This is a genomic window from Aeromonas bivalvium (assembly GCF_046078285.1).
Taxonomy (GTDB): Bacteria; Pseudomonadota; Gammaproteobacteria; order Enterobacterales; family Aeromonadaceae; genus Aeromonas; species Aeromonas bivalvium.
The window spans coordinates 224,305-243,469 of the sequence record NZ_JBGXBV010000002.1 but is presented as its reverse complement, the minus strand read 5'-3'; the positions used below and the strand labels follow the sequence as shown (position 1 = coordinate 243,469).

Genomic DNA, 19,165 nt, shown 5'->3' with positions numbered 1-19,165 from the left:
TCGAGCCACCAGAAGGAATTTCGGATGACCATCAAACTCGGCATCGTGATGGACCCCATCTCGGCCATCAACATCAAGAAGGACTCCAGCTTCGCCATGCTCGAAGAGGCGCAAAAGCGCGGCTACGAGCTCTTCTATCTGGAGATGAAGGATCTCTACATGGAGGGCGGACGGGCGTTTGGCACCATGCGTCCGCTCACCGTCAAGCATGACTATGCCCACTGGTTCAGCCTGGGGGAGGTGGTGGATCAGCCGCTGTCGACCCTGGACGCGATCCTGATGCGCAAGGATCCCCCCTTCGACACCGAGTTCATCTACGCCACCTACATGCTGGAGCGGGCCGAGGACGAGGGCTGCCTCATCGTCAACAAGCCCCAGAGCCTGCGCGACGCCAACGAGAAGCTCTACACCGCCTGGTTTGCCGAGCACACCCCGACCACCCTGGTCACTCGCCGCGCCGACAAGCTGCGCGCCTTCCACGCCGAGCACAAGGACGTCATCCTCAAGCCCCTGGACGGCATGGGCGGCGCCTCCATCTTCCGCATGAAGGAAGATGACGCCAACGTCGGCGTCATTATCGAGACCCTCACCGCCCACGGCAGCCAGTACTGCATGGCCCAGACCTTCCTGCCCGCCATCAAGGAGGGGGACAAGCGGGTGCTGGTGGTGGACGGCGAGCCCGTGCCCTACTGCCTGGCCCGCATCCCGGCCCAGGGGGAGACCCGTGGCAACCTGGCGGCCGGTGGTCGTGGCGAAGCGCGCCCCCTGAGCGAGTCCGACTGGGCCATCGCCCGCGCGGTCGGTCCGACCCTCAAGGAGAAGGGGCTTATCTTCGTCGGCCTCGACATCATAGGCGACCGCCTAACCGAGATTAACGTCACCAGCCCCACCTGCATCCGCGAGATCGAAGCCGCCTTCCCGGTGCACATCACCGGCATGCTGATGGATGCCATCGAGCGCCGCCTCGGCCGCTAAGCCCGAGGCCCGGACGAGAAAGGGAGTGGCCAGGCCACTCCCTTTTTTATCTGACGGCCGCCATCTGGATGGGGATGCGCAGCCATCGGCCCGCCCTGACAGCCCCCACCAGGGCGGCGCCGGGCGAAAAAGCGGTTTTGCCCACCCGCCCTAGCTGCCATAATTGGCCCAAATCCTCGGCCCATGCACTCTTTGACCCATGCAAACACTGCAAAATCATTTTCTGCTCGCCATGCCGAGCCTCAAGGATCCCTACTTCGAGCGCGCCCTCGTCTATCTGTGTGAACACAATGCCGAAGGTGCCATGGGGCTGGTAGTCAACATCCCGGTGGACATGTCCCTGGACACCATGCTGACCCAGCTCAAGCTGACGCCGCCCCCCAGACCCGAGCTCAAGCAGCCGGTGCTGCAAGGGGGACCGGTCGCCGCCGAACGCGGATTCGTGCTCCACAGCTTTCGCCCCGGCTTCAACTCCACCCTGCAGGTCAGTGACGAGCTCATGGTCACCACCTCCAAGGACATCCTGGAGACCCTGGGCACGGACGAGGCCCCGGATCACTACCTGGTGGCCCTGGGCTATGCCGGCTGGAGCGCCGGCCAGCTCGAGCAGGAGCTGGTGGACAGCGCCTGGCTGGTGATACCGCCGGATCCTGCCCTGCTGTTCGAGACCCCCACCCATCTGCGCTGGCAGCAAGCCGCCGCCAGCATAGGGGTCAATCCCCTGCATCTCTCCAGCGACATTGGCCACGGCTGAGCCGGGCCGCCACATTAGGAACAGACGATGTCATCACGCAGCATCATGGGCTTTGATTACGGCACCAAGAGCATAGGGGTCGCCATCGGCCAGGAGCTCACAGGTACGGCCCAGCCCCTTCGCTCCCTCAAGGCCAACGACGGCATCCCCAACTGGGACGAAATCGAGAAGTTGCTCAAGGAGTGGCAACCGGACCTGCTCATTGTCGGCCTGCCGCTCAACATGGATGGCACGGATCAGGAGATCACGGTGCGGGCCCGCAAGTTCGGCAACCGCCTCCATGGCCGTTTCGGCAAGCCGGTGGCGTTCAAGGACGAGCGGCTCACCACCACGGATGCCCGCGCCCGCCTGTTCGAGCGCGGCGGCTACAGGGCACTGGACAAGGGCAGCGTGGACGGGGTCTCCGCCCAGCTCATCGTGGAAGCCTGGATGGAAGAGCAGTACGGTTGAGCCAGCGGGCCGACCACAGCTTATCTCCCCGCCCCCGCAGACGCCCCCATGGCAGCGCGCCAACCCACAGCAGCCCCTGGCCGTCATGACGAACCGCGAAACGGTGAACGCGGTCAAGCCATGCCGGCCATCCCCTGATGACATGACAATGCCGGGCAGCCCCCAGAAGTACGCCGGGCTGTCCCGGCGTGCTCCCGTCCATCAAGGGGGTCGAACTGTCACTCCGTCAGCCGGCTCAGGATGGCGTGGGCCGCCTCGATACGGGCTTCATTCGGATAGTTTCGATTGGCCAACATGACGATGCCGATGCCCTGGGCCGGAACGAAGGCCACATAGGCGCCGAAGCCGTTGGTCGATCCCGTCTTGTTGAACAGGGTCTCGCCCTTCGCCACCACAGGCTTGGCGATGGGCGTCACCCCATGGGCCTTGAACGCCATATCGGCACTGTTGCCGGCTTGCAGCTCGGCCAGGCTCAGCGGGTAGTCATACATCTCCCACCCCAGCCCCTGGGTCATCTCCCCCACCGAGTAGAAACCGGTACGGGTCAGCGCCATCGCACGCTTGATCCCATCGTCTCCCTGATATGCCATGTTGGCCTCGACAAACTTCAGCAGATCCGCCGAGTTGGTCTTGATGCCATAGGCCTCGTCCGCCAGGACGCCCGGATTGACCCGAATGGGTTTGCCCTCTTTCGAGTAGCCATAGGCGTAGTTGGCCATGGCCGCAGCGGGCACCTTGAGATAGGTATGCTCAAGACCGAGTCCGGGCAGCAGGGTCTGGCTCATCAGCCGCTCAAACGGCTGACCCAGGCTCTGCGCCGCCAGATGGCCAAACAGGCCGATGCTGGGGTTGGAGTACTGGCGATGGCTGCCTGCCGGGTAGGCTGGTGTCCACTGGCGATAGTAGGCACGCATCTTGTCCGTGGAGTCCACCTCGTCGGGGAATTGCAGCGGCAGGCCCCCGGCGCTGTAGGTGGCCAGCTCCCCCATGGTGATGCCGTCAAATGCCGATCCCTTGAGCCAGGCGGCATGCTGGCTCACCTTGTCATCGAGCTGGAATCCCCCCTTGATCAGGGCGTAGGCCCCAAGCGTTGCCGTAAGAGTCTTGCTGACCGAGCCTATCTCGAACAGGGTCTGATCGCTCACCCGCTGGCCGCTCTCCTGGTTGGCCATCCCATAGTTGAAGTAGTGGGCCTTGCCATCTTTCAACACCGCCACCGCCATGCCGGGAATATGATGCTCCTTCAGCAGGGGCTTGATGGTGGCGTCGACGGTCTGGCGCAGGGCATCAGGCCCTGTGCCGGACGTGCTCCTTACCGTATCGGCCAGCGTCTGGCCCGCCCACAGCAGCGCACTCGCCACCAAAGTCATCCGCAGGTGTTGTTTCATCACTCTCTTGTCCTCTCATTTGTCGGGATCGCCGCCCGTACGGCGAACAGTGAGGCCAGCATAGGACACCTGCATGTGCTGGGTATGAGCTTGTGTGAAGTCCGGGTGAAGTGACGCCGGTTCGCCCATGAAAAAGGGGAGCCAGTGGCTCCCCTCGTCATCGCGGCAAAGCGACAGCGTTATTTCTTGGCCGGGGTATCCCAGATCCCCGCTTCCAGCTGGCTGCGGATCTCGGGGTACTTGTTGGCATCGAAGGTCGGCACCTTGCCGAGCTTGAGCTGGTCGTTGTAATCCTTGGCCAGCTTGATGGCCACCCCGGAGAGCAGCAGGATGGCGACCAGGTTGACGATGGCCATGAAGCCCATGGAGACATCCGCCATGGCCCACACGGTCGGCAGCTCGCCGACCGAACCGAACATCACCATGCCGAGCACAAACAGCCGGAACAGCAGCAGGCCGCCCTTGTGGTTGTGCTCCAGGAACACCAGGTTGGTCTCGGCGTAGGAGTAGTTCGCGACGATGGAGGTAAAGGCGAAGAAGAAGATGGCGGTGGCGATGAAGATGTTGCCCGCACTGCCGATCTGGGAGGAGAGCGCCCGCTGGGTCAGCTCCACCCCGGTGATGCCGGAGCCCGGCTCAAACTGCCCGGACATCAGGATGATGGCGGCGGTACAGGTACAGATGACGATGGTGTCCATGAAGACCCCCAGCATCTGCACATAGCCCTGGGACGCCGGGTGCGGCGGATAGGGTGTGGCAGTGGCGGCGGCGTTCGGCGCCGACCCCATGCCCGCCTCGTTGGAGAAGAGGCCGCGCTTGATGCCGTTGATCATCGCCTGGGAGATGGCGTAACCCAGGGCGCCTGACCCGGCCTGCTCTATGCCGAAGGCCGATTTGAAGATGAGGACGAACACGCCAGGCAGCTCAGAGATGTTCATCACCACGATTGCCAGGGCCAGCAGTATGTAGGCCAGTGCCATGAAGGGCACCACCAGCTCGGCAAAACGGGCGATGCCGCGGATGCCGCCGAAGATGATGAGGCCCGCCAGCAGCACCAGGGCGATGCCGCTCATCCAGTCGGGAATGCCGAATGCCACGTTCATGGCCAGACTGATGGAGTTGGCCTGCACCGCATTGAACACCAGGCCGAACGCCATGATGAGGCACAGGGAGAACAAGACCCCCATCCAGCGCATGCCGAGGCCGCGCTCCATGTAATAGGCAGGACCACCGCGATAGTTGCCATCCTCATCCTTGACCTTGTAGAGCTGGGCCAGGGAGCTCTCGACGAAGGCGGTCGCCATGCCGATGAAGGCGATCAGCCACATCCAGAAGATGGCCCCGGGGCCGCCGAGGTAGATGGCGACGGCGACACCGGCCAGGTTGCCGGTGCCCACCCGGGCCGCCAGGCTGGTACACAGGGCCTGGAAGGAGGAGATGCCCGCCTTGTCGGATTTGCGGCTGTGGCGCAGGACCGAGAACATGTGGCCGAAGTGGCGTACCTGAATAAAGCCCAGGCGGAAGGTGAAGAAGATGCCGACCCCGATCAGCAGGTAGATGAGCACGGCTCCCCACATCAGGTCGTTTAGTAAAGCTATCAAGGTATCCATAATTCTCTCGTTGTCATTCACATCCATGGCCAGTCTGCGCTGACCGTTTTGCTGTATGTTGCCGAATTAGCTTTCTGCTAAAGGGGCGGAATCTAGCATAGCGAGCCCATTCAGAATAGTGATCCCGCTCACCCGGATCACAAAAAACGAGCGATGACAGGCCAAAAAGCACCAAATATTCAGCAAATCTTCAACAAAACCATTAATCCACAGCCCGGCTGACGACCAGGTTCCGCCCTGGGGGCGCGCCCATCCCTCCCCTCTCCACGCCATCGTTTGCCCAAACGTTTGCCAGACACGGGCAGAAAATCGGCCCAGTTCCGCCAAACGTTTTACACGTAATAAAATTTCAAGTAGTGGTCATGATATTTTTTGTGATCAATCACACAAAACCAGAAAAACCCTGAAAAAAGTGCCGTTGACAAGCGACTCGATAAGGATGGGAATGCATGAAAAAACCGATATAAATCATTAGCTTTAACCATGACTCACCCCAGGGTTCCTCCCGCTGTTCGATCCCTGTGCAATCCCCCCTCTTGCGGGCAGCCCCCCAACTGTATTAAGTAGGCAAACAGTGTGGATGGGGAGCTCCCCTCCCGCAGTTCTGAGCGTCCGCCGCCCTGGTTTTGTAATTAATTTTCAAAACTGGCCGCCCACGCCATCACCCTGGGATGACTCCCCATCAAGAGATGATATTTGCCATGGCCGATAAATTAACCCAGCTCAAAGCCCTGACCACAGTCGTCGCCGACACCGGTGATATCGAAGCCATCAAGCGCTACCAGCCGACCGACGCCACCACCAACCCCTCCCTGGTGTTGAAGGCCTCCGAGATCCCCGAGTATGCGCCCCTGATCGACGACGCCATCGCCTGGGCCAAGGCCCAGAGCCAGGACAAGGCGCAGCAGATCATCGATGCCGGCGACAAGCTGGCGGTCAATATCGGTCTGGAAGTGCTGAAGATAGTGCCGGGCCGCATCTCCACCGAAGTGGATGCCCGCCTCTCCTTCGATACCGACGCCAGCATTGCCAAGGCCCGCAAGCTGATCCGCCTCTACAACGAAGCCGGCATCAGCAACGATCGCATCCTGATCAAGCTGGCCTCCACCTGGGAAGGCATTCGTGCCGCCGAGGTGCTGGAGAAAGAGGGCATCCAGTGCAACCTGACCCTGCTGTTCTCCTTCGCCCAGGCCCGTGCCTGCGCCGAAGCCGGCGCCTTCCTGATCTCCCCGTTCGTCGGCCGCATCCTCGACTGGTACAAGGCCAAGCACAACCGTGACTACACCGCGAGCGAAGATCCGGGCGTGGTTTCCGTCACCGCTATCTACGACTACTACAAGCAACACGACTACCCGACCGTGGTCATGGGCGCCAGCTTCCGCAATACCGGCGAGATCCTGGAGCTGGCCGGCTGTGACCGCCTGACCATAGGCCCGGCCCTGCTGGAAGAGCTGAGCAAGGCCGAGGGCGTGGTCGAGCGCAAGCTGCACTATACCGGCGAGCGTCAGGCAAAACCGGCTCCCATGAGCGAAGCCCAATTCCGCTGGGAGCTGAACCAGGACGCCATGGCCGTCGAGAAGCTGGCAGAAGGCATCCGCCTGTTCGCCGTCGACCAGGGCAAGCTGGAAACCATGCTGGCCAGCCGCCTGGCCTGACTCGAGGCACGATGACGCCATGCATAAAACCGGGAACCCGAGAGGGGACCCGGTTTTTTTATTGCCCGACATACCCCAATTGATACCCGTCATATGGCTGTAATGAAAACGTTTTAATTTTCATGATGCTGTGTTATACGATTGGTGAAAACAATAACAACCAAGGAGGGATCCATGGATATGTTCAGCTTTGAGGTTGAAGATGTTGTTGAGTTGGGTTCACGCGGTCGCGGGACAACGGGAAAAAAACGCAAATGGAGAGAGATCGAGGCATTGAAGGATAAACATCGTCTGCAAAAGGAGCTGCAATCGATCGATATCACCTACGATAGTCTCTCCGAAGAGATAGTGCTGTAACGGCATCCTCTCTCGACCAGGCCCCCTGCGGGGCCTTTTTATTGCCGCGATGACCAGCGCCCGCCTTGGCGCCTCATCAATCGGCAGGCCCCAAAAGCAGCAGGCCCGGCATGATGCCGGGCCTGCGCCATTGTGCTGGTGTCAGCTGATGGGCAACGAGAGCCGGTGGGCCAGCTCCTTGAAGTGTTGACTCACCTCGGGTCCGAACAGGGGATCGCCGATGGCCCGGTTCTGCCACTGCTGCTCCAGCTGACGCCAGTCATCCTCGGTCAGCGCCTCCCGCAGCAGGGGGAACACCACCCCCTCCTCGTAGTTCATGTGCGCCTCCTGCTGGGCGATGAAGCGGGCCAGCTTGGCGGTGAACTGGTCGAGGGGAATGACGGCATCCAGCAGTATCATCTCCACCATCTCCTTGAGCTCGGTGCCCGCCTCTATCAGGCTGGCGTGCTCCAGTTGCAGGCGGTGACTGATCTCCCCTTCGACCAGACGGTACTTGAGGTAGTACTCATAGATCAGATCTTCCTTGGGATGGTGATAGCTATCAGACACCTCTCGCAGGTAGTCGATCACATCACGCACCAGCGCATAGTTGACCGCTCGCTCCTCATTGATGGCATCGAGCTTGCTTTTCAGCAGCTGAAGTAGTTTGGCGATGTTGAGATGATCCTGGTGCAGCTTGGCTAACATAAGCTCTCCTTGGCTTAAAAATGAGCATGTCCGCCTTTGAGTATACGGCCATTTGCCCCCTCAACTTTGCCCTTCGTCAAGTCAGCTGCAGACAGAGTCCCACTCGATGGGCCCCTGACCCTGTTGTGCCAGCAGGCGATTGGCCTCGCTGAAGTGGCCGCAGCCGATGAAACCGCGATGGGCCGAAAGCGGGCTGGGATGGGGCGCCGTCAGTACATGATGGCGGCTCCGATCGATGAAGCGCCCCTTCTTCTGGGCATGGGCCCCCCACAGCAGAAACACCACTCCCTCACGACTGACATTGATCTGTTCAATCACCCGATCGGTGAAGGTCTCCCACCCCAGGCTGGCATGGGAGTGCGCCTGACCCGCTTCCACCGTCAGCACCGTATTGAGCAGCAACACCCCCTGCCTGGCCCAGGACTCGAGGAAGCCGTGATTGGGGATGGTGAATCCGGGCAAGTCCCGCGCCATCTCCTTGTAGATGTTGACCAGGGAGGGCGGGGTGCGCACACCGGGCAGCACGGAGAAGCAGAGGCCATGGGCCTGATCCGGGCCGTGATAGGGATCCTGCCCCAGGATCACCACCTTGACATCGGCGAGCTCGGTCAGCTTGAAGGCGTTGAATACCTCGCTGGCGGGGGGATAGACCAGCTTGCCCGCCTCGCGTTCGGCCCTGACAGCGGCCAGGGTCTGCTTGAAATAGTCCTGCTCCTTCTGGGAGCCAATCACATCCTTCCAGGTCAACACCGGGATACCTCGTTCTCAGTTTCGGCAAGGGGCCCAGAATAGGGGGATGCCCCCTCGGGTGCAACCGGGGCAAGGATGACCTCACTCGGTGGCGGATAGCCGGAGCGTCGCCCCTCCTCCGCTCCCGGGCCGGGCCAACCGGTCAAATATGGACAAAATTCATGATAAGATGTAGTTAAATTACTAGATTAATAAATCAAAAGAAGCATAATTGGCATATCTTATGATTTGGTAAAAATGACTTAAATTTGATTAAACTCAATTAATTAATTGCCTTAAAGCGCCGCTTTTCGGGTATTTTTTGATTTGGATCAAATTTGGTTTTATTACCACCATGCTATATATGACCCCATCAAAGTAAAGGTGTAAGGCAAGGGCCCGTTAAATCACCCAGGTGGTTTAAATACATCAGGGTAATGTCCTTACAGTTGAATCCGCTTTCCCATGAGGAGTCATACCATGATCAAGGGCATTCAAATCACCCAGGCCGCCAACGCTGCCTTGCTGAACTCTTTCTGGTTGCTGGACGAGGCGCAGCAACAGGCGCGCTGCATCTGCGCCAAGGGCGATGTCTTCGCCGCCGATCAGGAAGTCAAGCTGTCGGATCTTGGCCAGTTCGAATACCGTGAACTGCCGCTGCAGAGCGAGCCCGTGGTCGAGGGCGGTCAGCATCTGAACGTCAACGTACTGAGTCGCGAGACGCTGGAAGATGCGGTCGCCAATCCGGAAAAATACCCCCAGCTGACCATCCGCGTCTCCGGCTATGCGGTGCGTTTCAACGCCCTGACCCCGGAGCAGCAGCGCGATGTCATCACCCGTACCTTCACCCAGAGCCTCTGACCCGCTCTGCGCCCACAGGTACCATCAAAAGCGGCCCGAACGGGCCGTTTTTTTGTGGGTCATATCTGGCGTCGACACGACAAGGCCCCGCATCGCGAGGCCTTTTTCGTTTGTCGTGACGGCCGTCGCTATCAGGCGGAGGTATCCAGAGGCTCGAAACCCTTGATGAGATCGTCGATGGCCTTCATCTGCTTGAGGAAGCCTTCCAGCTTCTCCAGGGGCAGAGCGCTCGGGCCGTCGCAGCGGGCAACCTTCGGATCCGGGTGGGACTCAATGAACAGACCCGCCAGGCCCACCGCCATGCCGGCACGGGCCAGCTCGGTCACCTGCTCGCGGCGACCGCCGGAGGCGGCCCCCAAGGGGTCGCGGCACTGCAGGGAGTGGGTCACGTCGAAGATGACGGGGTAGCCGCCGGTGCTCTTCTTCATGACGCCCAGACCCAGCATGTCCACCACCAGGTTGTCGTAGCCGAAGTTGGCGCCGCGCTCGCACAGGATCAGGCGATCGTTGCCGCACTCCTCGAACTTGTCGGTGATGTTCTTCATCTGGCTCGGGCTCAGGAACTGCGGCTTCTTGATGTTGATGACGTTGCCGGTGCGGGCCATGGCCTCCACCAGATCGGTCTGGCGCGCCAGGAAGGCGGGCAGCTGGATGACGTCCACCACCTCGGCCACCGGCTTGGCCTGAGCGGGCTCGTGCAGATCGGAGATCACCGGCATGCCGAAGGTCGCTTTCAGCTCCTCGAAGATCTTCATCCCCTCTTCCAGACCCGGGCCGCGGTAGGAGTGGATGGAGGAGCGGTTCGCCTTGTCCCAGCTCGCCTTGAACACGAAGGGGATGCCGAGCTTGCTGGTCACTTCCACGTACTTCTCGCACACCGCCATCGCCATGTCGCGGGACTCCAGCACATTCATGCCGCCGAACAGCACGAAGGGCTTGTCATTGGCGACGTCGATCTGGTTGATCTTGATATTCTTCTGTTCCATCTCAGGCATCCTTAGGTGAGGCTCGGGGCTCGATATGCTTCTGTTTCACTTCCCAGGCACCCTTAACGTGAAGAGGCTCGGGGCTCGATATGCTTCTGTTTCACTTCCCAGGCACCCTTAACGTGAAGAGGCTCGGGGCTTGATATGCTTCTGTTTTACTGCCCAGGCACCCTTAACGTGAAGAGGCTCGGGGCTTGATATGTTTCTGTTTTACTGCCCAGGCACCCTTAACGTGAAGAGGCTCGGGGCTTGTATTCAGCTTGGTCCGCTGTGCCTTGGGCACAGCGGACCTGGATATTGTTCAGTTTCGTTTCCCAGGCCGTCTCAATGGAGGGGCTTGGGGCTGAGGTCCAGGGCGGCCAGCTGCATCTTGAGCACGTCGGCCACCGGATCGTCCGGGCACTGCTCAATGAAGTATTCAAAATCGTCGGCGGCAAAGCGCGGGCAGTCGAGCTGCTCGTAGATAAAACCCCGATCCCGCGTCTCCTGGGGATCCCCCGGTTTCATGCGCAGCAGCAGTTCGCTGGCGCGCAACGCCTCCGTCATGCGGTTCTCCCGCAGCAGGGCCGCCTTGTTGACGTTGAGCAGTCGCTCGATGATCTCCCACTGGCCCGAGGGTTGCAGGTAATCCTGACTCAGGCTCGCCAGGTTGCCGAGGGCGCCCCGCAGCAGCGACTCGATGCGGGCCAGGCTCAGCACCTCGCCGTTGAAGGGATCGACATAGACCTCCCCCTCGTCGCCGGCAAAACTCACCAGGAAGTAGCCGGGGAAACAGATCCCCTCCACGTCGAGGCCGATGCGCCGCCCGAGCTGGATCAGCAGTATACCGAGGCTGACCGGGATCCCCTGGCGCCCGGTCAGGACGGCGGCCAGATCGCTGTTGGCGGCGGAGAAGAAATCCTGCCAGTCGCCGTGAAAGCCCAACCCCTGGTAGAACCCCTGGATCAGCTGGCTGCGCACCTCGTCGGCCGTCCCCTCATGGATGGACTCGTTGAGCCACTCATCCAGCAGCTCCAGTTCCCGCAGGGCCTCCTCTGTGTCGCGCTGATAGATATCCTCGCTGACACTCAGGGCCAGCAGCGCCAGATCCTGGGCCTCGAAATCGGTCCACTCATCGATGCGAAACATCAGACACCCCCGGGCGAAGCAGGCCGCCACAGACATTCAAGGTAAAACCGGCCGCGCGGCGCCGATGGCTTGCTGACATCCTCACTCCTCACGCAAACAGGCTGGCATGTTTGAACAGGGCCAGCTTGACCACGAAATAGAGCCAGCCCAGGGAGCCCAGGAAGGCGAACCAGCGGATCAGATTGCCCCGGGCCAGGCGCAGGGCCATCAACGCCAGGAAGGCCACCACCAGGATGGCCACCAGCTTCTCGCTGAGCCAGGGCACGGCGTTGTTGAGGGGGTTGAGATCCAGCACCATGCACAATAGCACTCCGCTGATCACCACCAGGCCGTTGCACCAGCCGCTCACTTGCAGGGTACGCGGGCTGCGCGCCAGGAGAGACCCGGTCTGCTGCCAGTAAAAACGCAGGATGAACATCAGCACGGCGGCGGCGATCAGCAGCAGGTGCAGATGCTTGAGAGCAAAATACATCACAAAACCTCAATTGACTCGTTGCGGTGCGCCGGCCGGTGGGCCCGCTCACCGCGAATGGGGTAAAGGGTAAAAGAGAACCCCTACCCTTGAAATGGTGCGGGATCGGGCTCAGCCGCCACGCCTGGCCAGCATCCCAGGGTCACCCGCTCGTTGTCCCCGTAGTCACGTACGGTCGCAACCTGCTGATAACCCTGACCTAGCAGCAAGCGACGCACCGCCTCCCCCTGCTCCCAGCCATGCTCGAGCAAGAGCCAGCCCCCCGGCAGCAGATGGTCGGGGGCCTGCGCCACTATCTGGCGCAGGTCAGCCAGCCCCTGCTCGTCGGCCACCAGGGCCGAGCGCGGCTCGAAACGCACATCCCCCTGGGCCAGATGCTGATCCGCCCCGTCGATATAGGGGGGATTGGAGACAATCATCGCAAAACGCGGTGCATCCTCCAGGGGCGCAAACCAGCTGCCCTCGCGCACGACGATGGGCAGCCCCAGGGCGGCGCTGTTGCTGCGGGCCAGGGCGGCGGCGTCCGCCATCCGATCCACCGCCCAGATATCGGCATCGGGGCGTTCGGACTTGAGCGCCAACGCGATGGCGCCGGTGCCTGTGCCCAGATCCAGCAGGGCACAGGGGCTGGCCGGCAGGCGCGCCAGGGCCTGCTCCACCAGCAGCTCGGTGTCCGGGCGCGGGATCAGGGTGGCCGGGCTCACCTTCAGCGGCAGGGACCAGAACTCCCGCTCGCCGATGAGATGGGCGATGGGCTCGCCATTCAGACGGCGCGCCAGCCAGCCCTGCAGGGTCGCTTGCTGGGCGGCATCGAGCTCGCGCTCGGGCCAGGTCATCAGGTAGCTGCGCCGACACCCCAGCAGATGGCAGAGCAGGGCATCGGCATCGGCGCGGGGAGATTCCCCCTGTGCCAGGGTCGCCATGATGTGGGCGCGGGCCTGCTGGATCTGCATCAGTGGCGCTCCCGTCCGCTCGCCATGGCGAACGCCGCCAGCGAGCCTCTTTGCATCGGCACTGTGCTCATCAGCCGTTATCCGCCAGGGAGGCGAGCTGATCCGCCTGATACTCCTGCACCAGGGGGGTGATGACGCAATCCAGATCCCCTTCCAGGATTTCGCCCAGCCGATAGAGAGTGAGGTTGATGCGGTGTTCGGAGAGGCGACCCTGAGGGTAGTTGTAGGTGCGGATGCGCTCGGAGCGATCCCCGGAGCCCACCAGATTGCGGCGGGTGCTCTGCTCGGCGGCGCGGTGGCGCTCGTCCTCGGCCGCCTGCAGGCGAGCGGAGAGCACGGACATCGCCTTGGCGCGGTTCTTGTGCTGGGAGCGCTCATCCTGGCACTCCACCACCAGGCCGGTGGGCAGGTGGGTGATGCGGATGGCGGAATCGGTCTTGTTGACGTGCTGACCACCGGCCCCGGAGGCGCGGAAGGTATCTATCTTCAAGTCCGAGGCATTGATTTCGATCTGCTCGGCTTCCGGCACTTCCGGCAGCACGGCCACGGTACAGGCGGAGGTGTGGACCCGGCCCTGGGATTCGGTCTCGGGTACCCGCTGCACCCGGTGACCGCCGGACTCGAACTTGAGGCGACCGTAGACGTGCTCGCCGTCCACCTTGGCGATCACCTCCTTGTAGCCGCCATGCTCGCCATCGTTGCAGCTGACGATGGAAACGCGCCAGCCCTGACGCTCGGCATAACGGGAATACATGCGAAACAGATCCCCCGCGAAGATGGCCGCCTCGTCACCGCCGGCGCCGGCGCGGATCTCCAGGTAGCAGTTGTTGTCATCCCGGGGATCCCGGGGCAGCAGCATCACCTGCAACGCCTGCTCCTGCTCCTCCAGGCTGGCCTTGACCAGGGGCAGCTCCTCCTGCGCCATCTCGCGCAGCTCGGGGTCATCCTCCTCCAGCATCAACCTGGTGGTCTCGAGATCCTCTTCGGCCTGGCGAAAGCGCTGGAAGGCGTGAACGATATCTTCCAGCTGGGCATATTCCCGGGTCAGGGCACGGTATCTGTCCTGATCCGAGGCGACCCCGGGTTCGCCGAGCAGGGCCTGTACTTCTTCATGGCGCTCGATGAGGCCTTCCAGCTTTCTGATCAGTGACGGGTTCATGGTTTCCGGTATCTCAATGGTGACGGGGCCGCGGCGGGCCCGGACAAGGTTATTCGGCGGACAGGCCAAGGATCTGGCGCAGCTGACCCAGCTGCTCCCGATCGCCACTGGCGCCGGCCTGGCGCAGGGCCTGGGTCGGGGCATGGATCAGCTTGTTGGTGAGCCTGTGGCTCAGGGCGCGGGCGGCCGCCTCGGGGGACTCGCCCTGTGCCAGGGCTTGCAGGGTGCGAGCCAGCTCCTCTTCGGCATACTGCTGGGCCTGGGCACGGTAATCGCGAATGAGGTCGACCGCATGGAGCGAACGGTACCAGCCCATGAAGTCGTCCCGCTCTTCCAGCACGATAAGCTCGGCCTCGGCGGCCGCCCGTTTGCGGGTCTCCAGGTTCTGCTCGATGATCCCCTGCAAATCGTCCACCGTGTAGAGGTAGGCATCGGAGAGATCGTCCACCTCGGCCTCTATGTCCCTCGGCACCGCTATGTCCACCAGGAACATGGGTCTGAAACGGCGCGCCTTGAGGGCACGCTCCACCATGCCCTTGCCGATGATGGGCAAGGGACTGGCGGTGGAGCTGATGACGATGTCCGCCTCGTGCAGGTAATCGGGGATCTCTTCGAGCGTCATCACCTGGGCGCCAAACTCCTCGGCCAGGGCATGAGCCCGTTGCAGTGTGCGGTTGGCGACCATCATCTGACGCACGTTCTGCTCGCGCAGATGGCGGGCCACCAGTTCGATGGTCTCGCCGGCGCCCACCAGCAGCACCTTGGTCTGGGAGAGATCCGAGAAGATGCGCCGGGCCAGGCTGACCGCGGCGAAGGCCACCGACACGGCGCTGGCGCCGATCTCGGTGTCGGTGCGCACTCTTTTCGCCACCGAGAACGACTTCTGGAACAGGCGTTCCAGCGAGCCCTTGAGCACCTCGGCCTGCTGGGCATGGGCGTAGGACTGCTTGATCTGCCCCAGGATCTGGGGCTCTCCCAGCACCAGGGAGTCGAGGCCGCAGGCGACCCGCATCAGGTGGCGCACCGCCTCCTCATCGTGATGGCGATAGAGGGCGCCCTGCACCTCGCCGGCATCCAGGCCGTGGTAGCGCTGCAGCCACTGGGTGACCTGATCGTCGTGCCCCTGCTCCAGGGCGCAATAGAGCTCGGTGCGGTTGCAGGTGGAGACGATCACCGCCTCGTGCACCCCGGGCTGCGCCGCCAACTCCCGCAAGGCGTGGTCGATGCAATCGGGGCCAAAGGCGACCCGTTCCCGCAAGGCGACACTGGCGGTGTTGTGGTTGATTCCGAGGGCAAGCAGACTCATGAGTGGGCGCTGGTCGTTTCTTGGGCACAGGGTGTATAAGGCTGCCAATTGTACGAGAAAGGGTAAGGCTTTAAAAGCAATACGGCCGCCCCGTATACTGTGCCAAACCACCATGTCGGGAGCCCTACCTTGTTCTTGCGATTTTTGCCCCTGCTCGGCCTGCTGCTGCTCGCCGGTTGTACCACGACCTCCCCCCAGCGCCAGCAAGTGGATTGGCAGCAGGAGCGCGCCCGCCTCGAGCGACTCGACCACTGGCAGCTGTCGGGCAAGATGGCCATCATCAGCGCCCAGCAGAGGGGCAGTGCCCGCCTCAACTGGCAGCAAGATGGCGAGGATTATCGCCTCAACCTCACCAGCCTCATCGGCACCAGCATACTGGAACTCTCCCGCAGCCAGGGCCGGGTCAGCCTGACTGACAACGAGGGGCGCCAGCACCAGAGCCAGGATGCCGAGGCGCTCATCTTCCAGCTCACCGGCTGGCACCTGCCCATCGCCGGCCTGCCGGACTGGATCAAGGGGCTGCCCGGCAAGGCGGACTACCGCCTCAACCCCGACAACAGCCTGGCGAGCGTACGCGATGGCCAGTGGCAGATAAGCTATCAGGAGTACCGGGATCAGGACGGCTATCGCCTGCCTCATCTGCTCACCATGACGGGGCCCCAGAGCCGCCTCAAGTTGCAGATCAACGAGTGGGCCCTGCAACCATGACCCAGCTGCGCTGGCCCGCCCCGGCCAAACTCAATCTCTTCCTGCACATCAATGGCCGCCGCCCCGACGGCTATCACGAATTGCAGACCCTGTTCATCTTCCTCGATCAGGGTGACTGGCTCGAGTTCGAGCCATTGCCGGACACGGACCTGCTCACCCTGACCCCGGCCATCCCCGGGGTACCCGATGAGCAGAATCTCATCATCCGCGCCGCCCGCCTGCTGCAGACCAGATTGCCGCGCCCCCAGGGGGCCCACATCCGGCTGGAGAAAATTCTGCCCATGGGGGGCGGCATCGGCGGGGGGTCGTCTGACGCCGCCACCACCCTGGTGGCCTTGAATCACCTCTGGCAGGCAGGGCTCGCGCAAGATGAGCTGGCCGAGCTCGGCGTCAGCCTGGGGGCCGATGTGCCTGTGTTCGTGCGCGGTCGCGCCGCCTTTGCCGAAGGAGTGGGAGAGCAGTTGCAGCCGGTCACCCTGCCGCAGCACTGGTATCTGGTGATCAAGCCGCAGTGCCATGTCAGCACGGCGGCCGTGTTTCAGGATCCCGAACTGCCCAGAAATACCCCTAAATTGACATTGCAGGGATTGCTGGCAGGAGAATGGAAAAACGATTGCGAGCCCCTGGTGAAAAAGCGCCACCCCGAGGTTGCCAATGCGCTCGGCTGGTTGCTAGAATACGCGCCGTCAAGAATGACGGGCACAGGAGCCTGCGTCTTTGCTCAGTTTGAAGACGAAGTGAGTGCTCGAAAGGTGTTGGCCAAGGTACCGAAAGCGTGGGGAGGGTTTGTCGCCAAGGGCGAGAACATATCACCACTCTTCGTGACATTGCAACAGGCTCAATGATTGGGGTATCGCCAAGCGGTAAGGCAGCGGGTTTTGATCTCGCCATTCCTAGGTTCGAATCCTAGTACCCCAGCCATCATTGCAGTACGGGAAGCGTAACCGAAGGCAGACTCCCGTCATGGCTTCGCCCCCTCCCTTTCTGCTATAAGGTCTGTGCAGGGTTCATTCGGTTGGCCTGCCGGTCCGGGCCCTTAGCCCTGCCCCGTCAGCTTGCTAAATCGTTTGCTACCGAACGATGATGGGTCCGATAACGGACTCACCCACATACTGGATGCAACCCCGAGGTTTCAAACCGTGCCTGACATGAAGCTGTTTGCTGGTAACGCAACGCCGGAACTAGCCCAGAAGATCGCAGATCGCCTGTTTATCAAACTCGGCAATGCTGCCGTAGGTCGCTTTAGCGACGGCGAAATCAGCGTACAGATCAATGAGAATGTACGTGGTGGCGATATCTTCATCATTCAATCCACCTGTGCCCCGACCAACGACAATTTGATGGAATTGATCGTGATGGTGGATGCCCTGCGTCGTGCTTCAGCTGGCCGTATCACTGCTGTCATTCCCTACTTTGGCTATGCCCGCCAGGACCGCCGCGTCCGCTCCGCCCGTGTGCCCATCACCGCCAAGGTCGTCGCAGACTTCCTCTCCAGCGTGGGTGTGGATCGCGTGCTGACCGTTGACCTGCATGCCGAACAGATCCAGGGCTTCTTCGATGTCCCGGTAGACAACGTGTTCGGCAGCCCGGTGCTGCTGGAAGACATGAAGTCCAAAAACCTCGAATCCCCCGTGGTCGTCTCCCCGGACATCGGCGGCGTGGTCCGTGCCCGTGCCATCGCCAAGCTGCTGGATGACACCGACATCGCCATCATCGACAAGCGTCGTCCCCGTGCGAACGTCTCCCAGGTCATGCACCTGATCGGTGACGTTGCCGACCGCGACTGCATCATAGTCGACGACATGATCGATACCGGCGGCACCCTGTGCAAGGCCGCCGAAGCGCTGAAAGAGCGCGGCGCCAAGCGGGTGTTTGCCTACGCGACTCACCCTGTCTTCTCCGGCACCGCCGTCGAGAACATCAAGAACTCGGTCATCGACGAGCTGATCATCACCGACTCCATCCCGCTGACCCCGGAGATGAAGGCCGTTGGCAAGGTCAAGCAGCTGACCCTCTCTACCGTGCTGGCCGAGGCGATTCGCCGCATCAGCAACGAAGAGTCCATCTCTGCCATGTTCGAGCATTGATGCCGGCTCGCCAGTGCGCTGGCAGGCCAGAACAGAAAAACCGCCCCCGTGGCGGTTTTTCTCTTTTCCGGGGTCTTGGCCGCGGCGGGACAGCATTGGTTGAGTGATCGTCACTCGGCGGCTAGAATATTGCGTCCTATTGCCCCGGGCACACCGCTTTGGGCAGCTGCGAGTGAAGAGAGCGAGCGTGACAAGCCAAATCAAACTGATCGTCGGGCTGGGCAACCCCGGCGCCGAATATGCCAAGACACGCCACAACGCGGGTGCCTGGTATGTCGAGCAGCTGGCCCGCTGGCACAATGTCAGCCTGCGTGAAGAGCCCAAGTTTTATGGTCACACGGCCCGCATCCTGGTGGAGGGACAGGACGTTCGCCTGCTCATCCCGAACACCTACATGAATCTCTCCGGCAAGGCAGTGGCCGCACTGGCCCGCTTCTACCAGATAGAGCCGCAAGAGATGCTGGTGGCCCACGACGAACTGGATCTGCCCCCCGGCATCGCCAAGTTCAAGCAGGGTGGCGGCCATGGCGGCCACAACGGCCTCAAGGACATCATCGCCAAGATGGGCAACAACAAGGAGTTCTTCCGGTTGCGGCTCGGCATCGGCCACCCCGGCGCCAAGGAGCTGGTCGCCGGCTTCGTGCTGACCAAGGCGCCCAGCAGCGAGCAGGGCCTGATCGACGCCGCGCTGGACGAAGCCCTGCGCGCCACCGACATCCTGTTCAAGCAAGACATGACCAAGGCCATGAACCGCCTGCACAGCTTCAAGGCCGAGAAAGTCTGATCCGGCACGCCGGACGGGCCATCACGAGCAAGATATGACCAAGGCCGGGCACCGCGAGGCGGCGCCAGGCCGAGAAAGCATGACACGGGTCGCCCGGGCGGCCTGACAGCATCCAC

19 protein-coding genes, 1 tRNA gene and 1 pseudogene are annotated in these 19,165 nt (G+C 61.9%); 11 read left to right on the top strand and 10 right to left on the bottom strand.

Annotation, left to right across the window (positions count from 1 at the left end):
- Nucleotides 1–24: 24 nt before the first annotated feature.
- From gshB to ruvX, 3 genes are all read left to right on the top strand, one after another.
- Entirely contained in the window at nucleotides 25–975 is a 951-nt protein-coding gene (gshB, locus tag ACEUCR_RS08310) for a glutathione synthase (RefSeq protein WP_392444071.1), read from the top strand.
- A gap of 199 nt (nucleotides 976–1,174) precedes the next feature.
- Nucleotides 1,175–1,729 carry a YqgE/AlgH family protein gene (locus ACEUCR_RS08305; RefSeq protein WP_041993188.1) on the top strand — a complete coding sequence of 185 codons (555 nt, stop codon included), beginning with the start codon at nucleotides 1,175–1,177 and terminating at the stop codon, nucleotides 1,727–1,729.
- Nucleotides 1,730–1,756: 27 nt separating this feature from the next.
- On the top strand, nucleotides 1,757–2,179 hold the full coding sequence (gene ruvX / locus ACEUCR_RS08300; RefSeq protein WP_111873747.1) for a Holliday junction resolvase RuvX: 423 nt from the start codon (nucleotides 1,757–1,759) through the stop codon (nucleotides 2,177–2,179).
- 218 nt (nucleotides 2,180–2,397) lie between these two features.
- Here ruvX and ampC read toward each other — a convergent pair whose 3' ends face one another.
- Both ampC and ACEUCR_RS08290 read right to left on the bottom strand, forming a co-directional pair.
- Nucleotides 2,398–3,567 carry a class C beta-lactamase gene (ampC, locus tag ACEUCR_RS08295; protein WP_408789375.1) on the bottom strand — a complete coding sequence of 390 codons (1,170 nt, stop codon included), beginning with the start codon at nucleotides 3,565–3,567 and terminating at the stop codon, nucleotides 2,398–2,400.
- Nucleotides 3,568–3,746: 179 nt separating this feature from the next.
- Entirely contained in the window at nucleotides 3,747–5,177 is a 1,431-nt protein-coding gene (locus ACEUCR_RS08290) for an alanine/glycine:cation symporter family protein (protein ID WP_041993183.1), read from the bottom strand.
- A gap of 701 nt (nucleotides 5,178–5,878) precedes the next feature.
- Here ACEUCR_RS08290 and tal point away from each other — a divergent pair.
- The gene (gene tal / locus ACEUCR_RS08285) at nucleotides 5,879–6,832 is read left to right on the top strand and encodes a transaldolase (protein WP_041993829.1); all 954 of its coding nucleotides are present in this window, start codon (nucleotides 5,879–5,881) and stop codon (nucleotides 6,830–6,832) included.
- A 174-nt stretch (nucleotides 6,833–7,006) separates the two neighbouring features.
- Complete coding sequence (locus ACEUCR_RS08280) at nucleotides 7,007–7,189, top strand: DUF3545 family protein (protein WP_041993178.1); 183 nt, start codon at nucleotides 7,007–7,009, stop codon at nucleotides 7,187–7,189.
- A gap of 141 nt (nucleotides 7,190–7,330) precedes the next feature.
- Here the strand turns inward: ACEUCR_RS08280 and ACEUCR_RS08275 are convergent, their stop codons facing one another.
- Both ACEUCR_RS08275 and ung read right to left on the bottom strand, forming a co-directional pair.
- Nucleotides 7,331–7,876, bottom strand: a complete 546-nt coding sequence (locus ACEUCR_RS08275; RefSeq protein ID WP_041993175.1) for a hemerythrin domain-containing protein — start codon at nucleotides 7,874–7,876, stop codon at nucleotides 7,331–7,333.
- A gap of 81 nt (nucleotides 7,877–7,957) precedes the next feature.
- Nucleotides 7,958–8,626 carry a uracil-DNA glycosylase gene (gene ung, locus ACEUCR_RS08270; protein WP_392444067.1) on the bottom strand — a complete coding sequence of 223 codons (669 nt, stop codon included), beginning with the start codon at nucleotides 8,624–8,626 and terminating at the stop codon, nucleotides 7,958–7,960.
- Between the two features lie 459 nt (nucleotides 8,627–9,085).
- Here ung and grcA point away from each other — a divergent pair, with 459 nt between their 5' ends.
- Nucleotides 9,086–9,466: an autonomous glycyl radical cofactor GrcA gene (grcA, locus tag ACEUCR_RS08265; RefSeq protein WP_111873745.1), complete on the top strand. Its 381-nt coding sequence runs from the start codon at nucleotides 9,086–9,088 to the stop codon at nucleotides 9,464–9,466.
- Nucleotides 9,467–9,597: 131 nt separating this feature from the next.
- On the opposite strand, the gene kdsA is transcribed toward grcA, so the two are convergent.
- The 6 genes from kdsA to hemA form a co-directional block, all read right to left on the bottom strand.
- Nucleotides 9,598–10,452 carry a 3-deoxy-8-phosphooctulonate synthase gene (gene kdsA, locus ACEUCR_RS08260; protein ID WP_408747448.1) on the bottom strand — a complete coding sequence of 285 codons (855 nt, stop codon included), beginning with the start codon at nucleotides 10,450–10,452 and terminating at the stop codon, nucleotides 9,598–9,600.
- A 324-nt stretch (nucleotides 10,453–10,776) separates the two neighbouring features.
- Nucleotides 10,777–11,580, bottom strand: coding sequence for a SirB1 family protein (locus ACEUCR_RS08255; RefSeq protein WP_111873878.1), 804 nt, complete (start codon nucleotides 11,578–11,580; stop codon nucleotides 10,777–10,779).
- Between the two features lie 88 nt (nucleotides 11,581–11,668).
- On the bottom strand, nucleotides 11,669–12,052 hold the full coding sequence (locus ACEUCR_RS08250; RefSeq protein WP_408789651.1) for a SirB2 family protein: 384 nt from the start codon (nucleotides 12,050–12,052) through the stop codon (nucleotides 11,669–11,671).
- A gap of 83 nt (nucleotides 12,053–12,135) precedes the next feature.
- Nucleotides 12,136–13,005 (bottom strand): peptide chain release factor N(5)-glutamine methyltransferase, encoded by an 870-nt coding sequence (gene prmC, locus ACEUCR_RS08245; RefSeq protein WP_408789370.1) that lies wholly within the window; start codon nucleotides 13,003–13,005, stop codon nucleotides 12,136–12,138.
- A gap of 70 nt (nucleotides 13,006–13,075) precedes the next feature.
- On the bottom strand, nucleotides 13,076–14,164 hold the full coding sequence (gene prfA / locus ACEUCR_RS08240) for a peptide chain release factor 1 (protein WP_041993157.1): 1,089 nt from the start codon (nucleotides 14,162–14,164) through the stop codon (nucleotides 13,076–13,078).
- Between the two features lie 49 nt (nucleotides 14,165–14,213).
- A complete protein-coding gene (gene hemA / locus ACEUCR_RS08235) occupies nucleotides 14,214–15,470 on the bottom strand; it encodes a glutamyl-tRNA reductase (protein WP_041993154.1) in 1,257 nt (418 codons plus the stop codon).
- A gap of 129 nt (nucleotides 15,471–15,599) precedes the next feature.
- Here hemA and lolB point away from each other — a divergent pair, with 129 nt between their 5' ends.
- The 5 genes and pseudogenes from lolB (at nucleotide 15,600) to pth (ending at nucleotide 19,049) form a co-directional block, all read left to right on the top strand.
- The gene (gene lolB, locus ACEUCR_RS08230; protein ID WP_392444062.1) at nucleotides 15,600–16,178 is read left to right on the top strand and encodes a lipoprotein insertase outer membrane protein LolB; all 579 of its coding nucleotides are present in this window, start codon (nucleotides 15,600–15,602) and stop codon (nucleotides 16,176–16,178) included.
- Nucleotides 16,175–17,045: pseudogene (gene ispE, locus ACEUCR_RS08225) on the top strand (4-(cytidine 5'-diphospho)-2-C-methyl-D-erythritol kinase). Before lolB ends, ispE begins: the two are co-directional and overlap by 4 nt.
- A tRNA-Gln gene (locus ACEUCR_RS08220) sits at nucleotides 17,025–17,099 on the top strand. The pseudogene ispE and the gene ACEUCR_RS08220 overlap by 21 nt, the downstream one beginning before the upstream one ends.
- Nucleotides 17,100–17,317: 218 nt before the next feature.
- Nucleotides 17,318–18,265 carry a ribose-phosphate pyrophosphokinase gene (locus ACEUCR_RS08215; RefSeq protein ID WP_041993145.1) on the top strand — a complete coding sequence of 316 codons (948 nt, stop codon included), beginning with the start codon at nucleotides 17,318–17,320 and terminating at the stop codon, nucleotides 18,263–18,265.
- A 187-nt stretch (nucleotides 18,266–18,452) separates the two neighbouring features.
- Nucleotides 18,453–19,049 carry an aminoacyl-tRNA hydrolase gene (gene pth / locus ACEUCR_RS08210; RefSeq protein ID WP_408789367.1) on the top strand — a complete coding sequence of 199 codons (597 nt, stop codon included), beginning with the start codon at nucleotides 18,453–18,455 and terminating at the stop codon, nucleotides 19,047–19,049.
- Nucleotides 19,050–19,165: the final 116 nt, after the last annotated feature.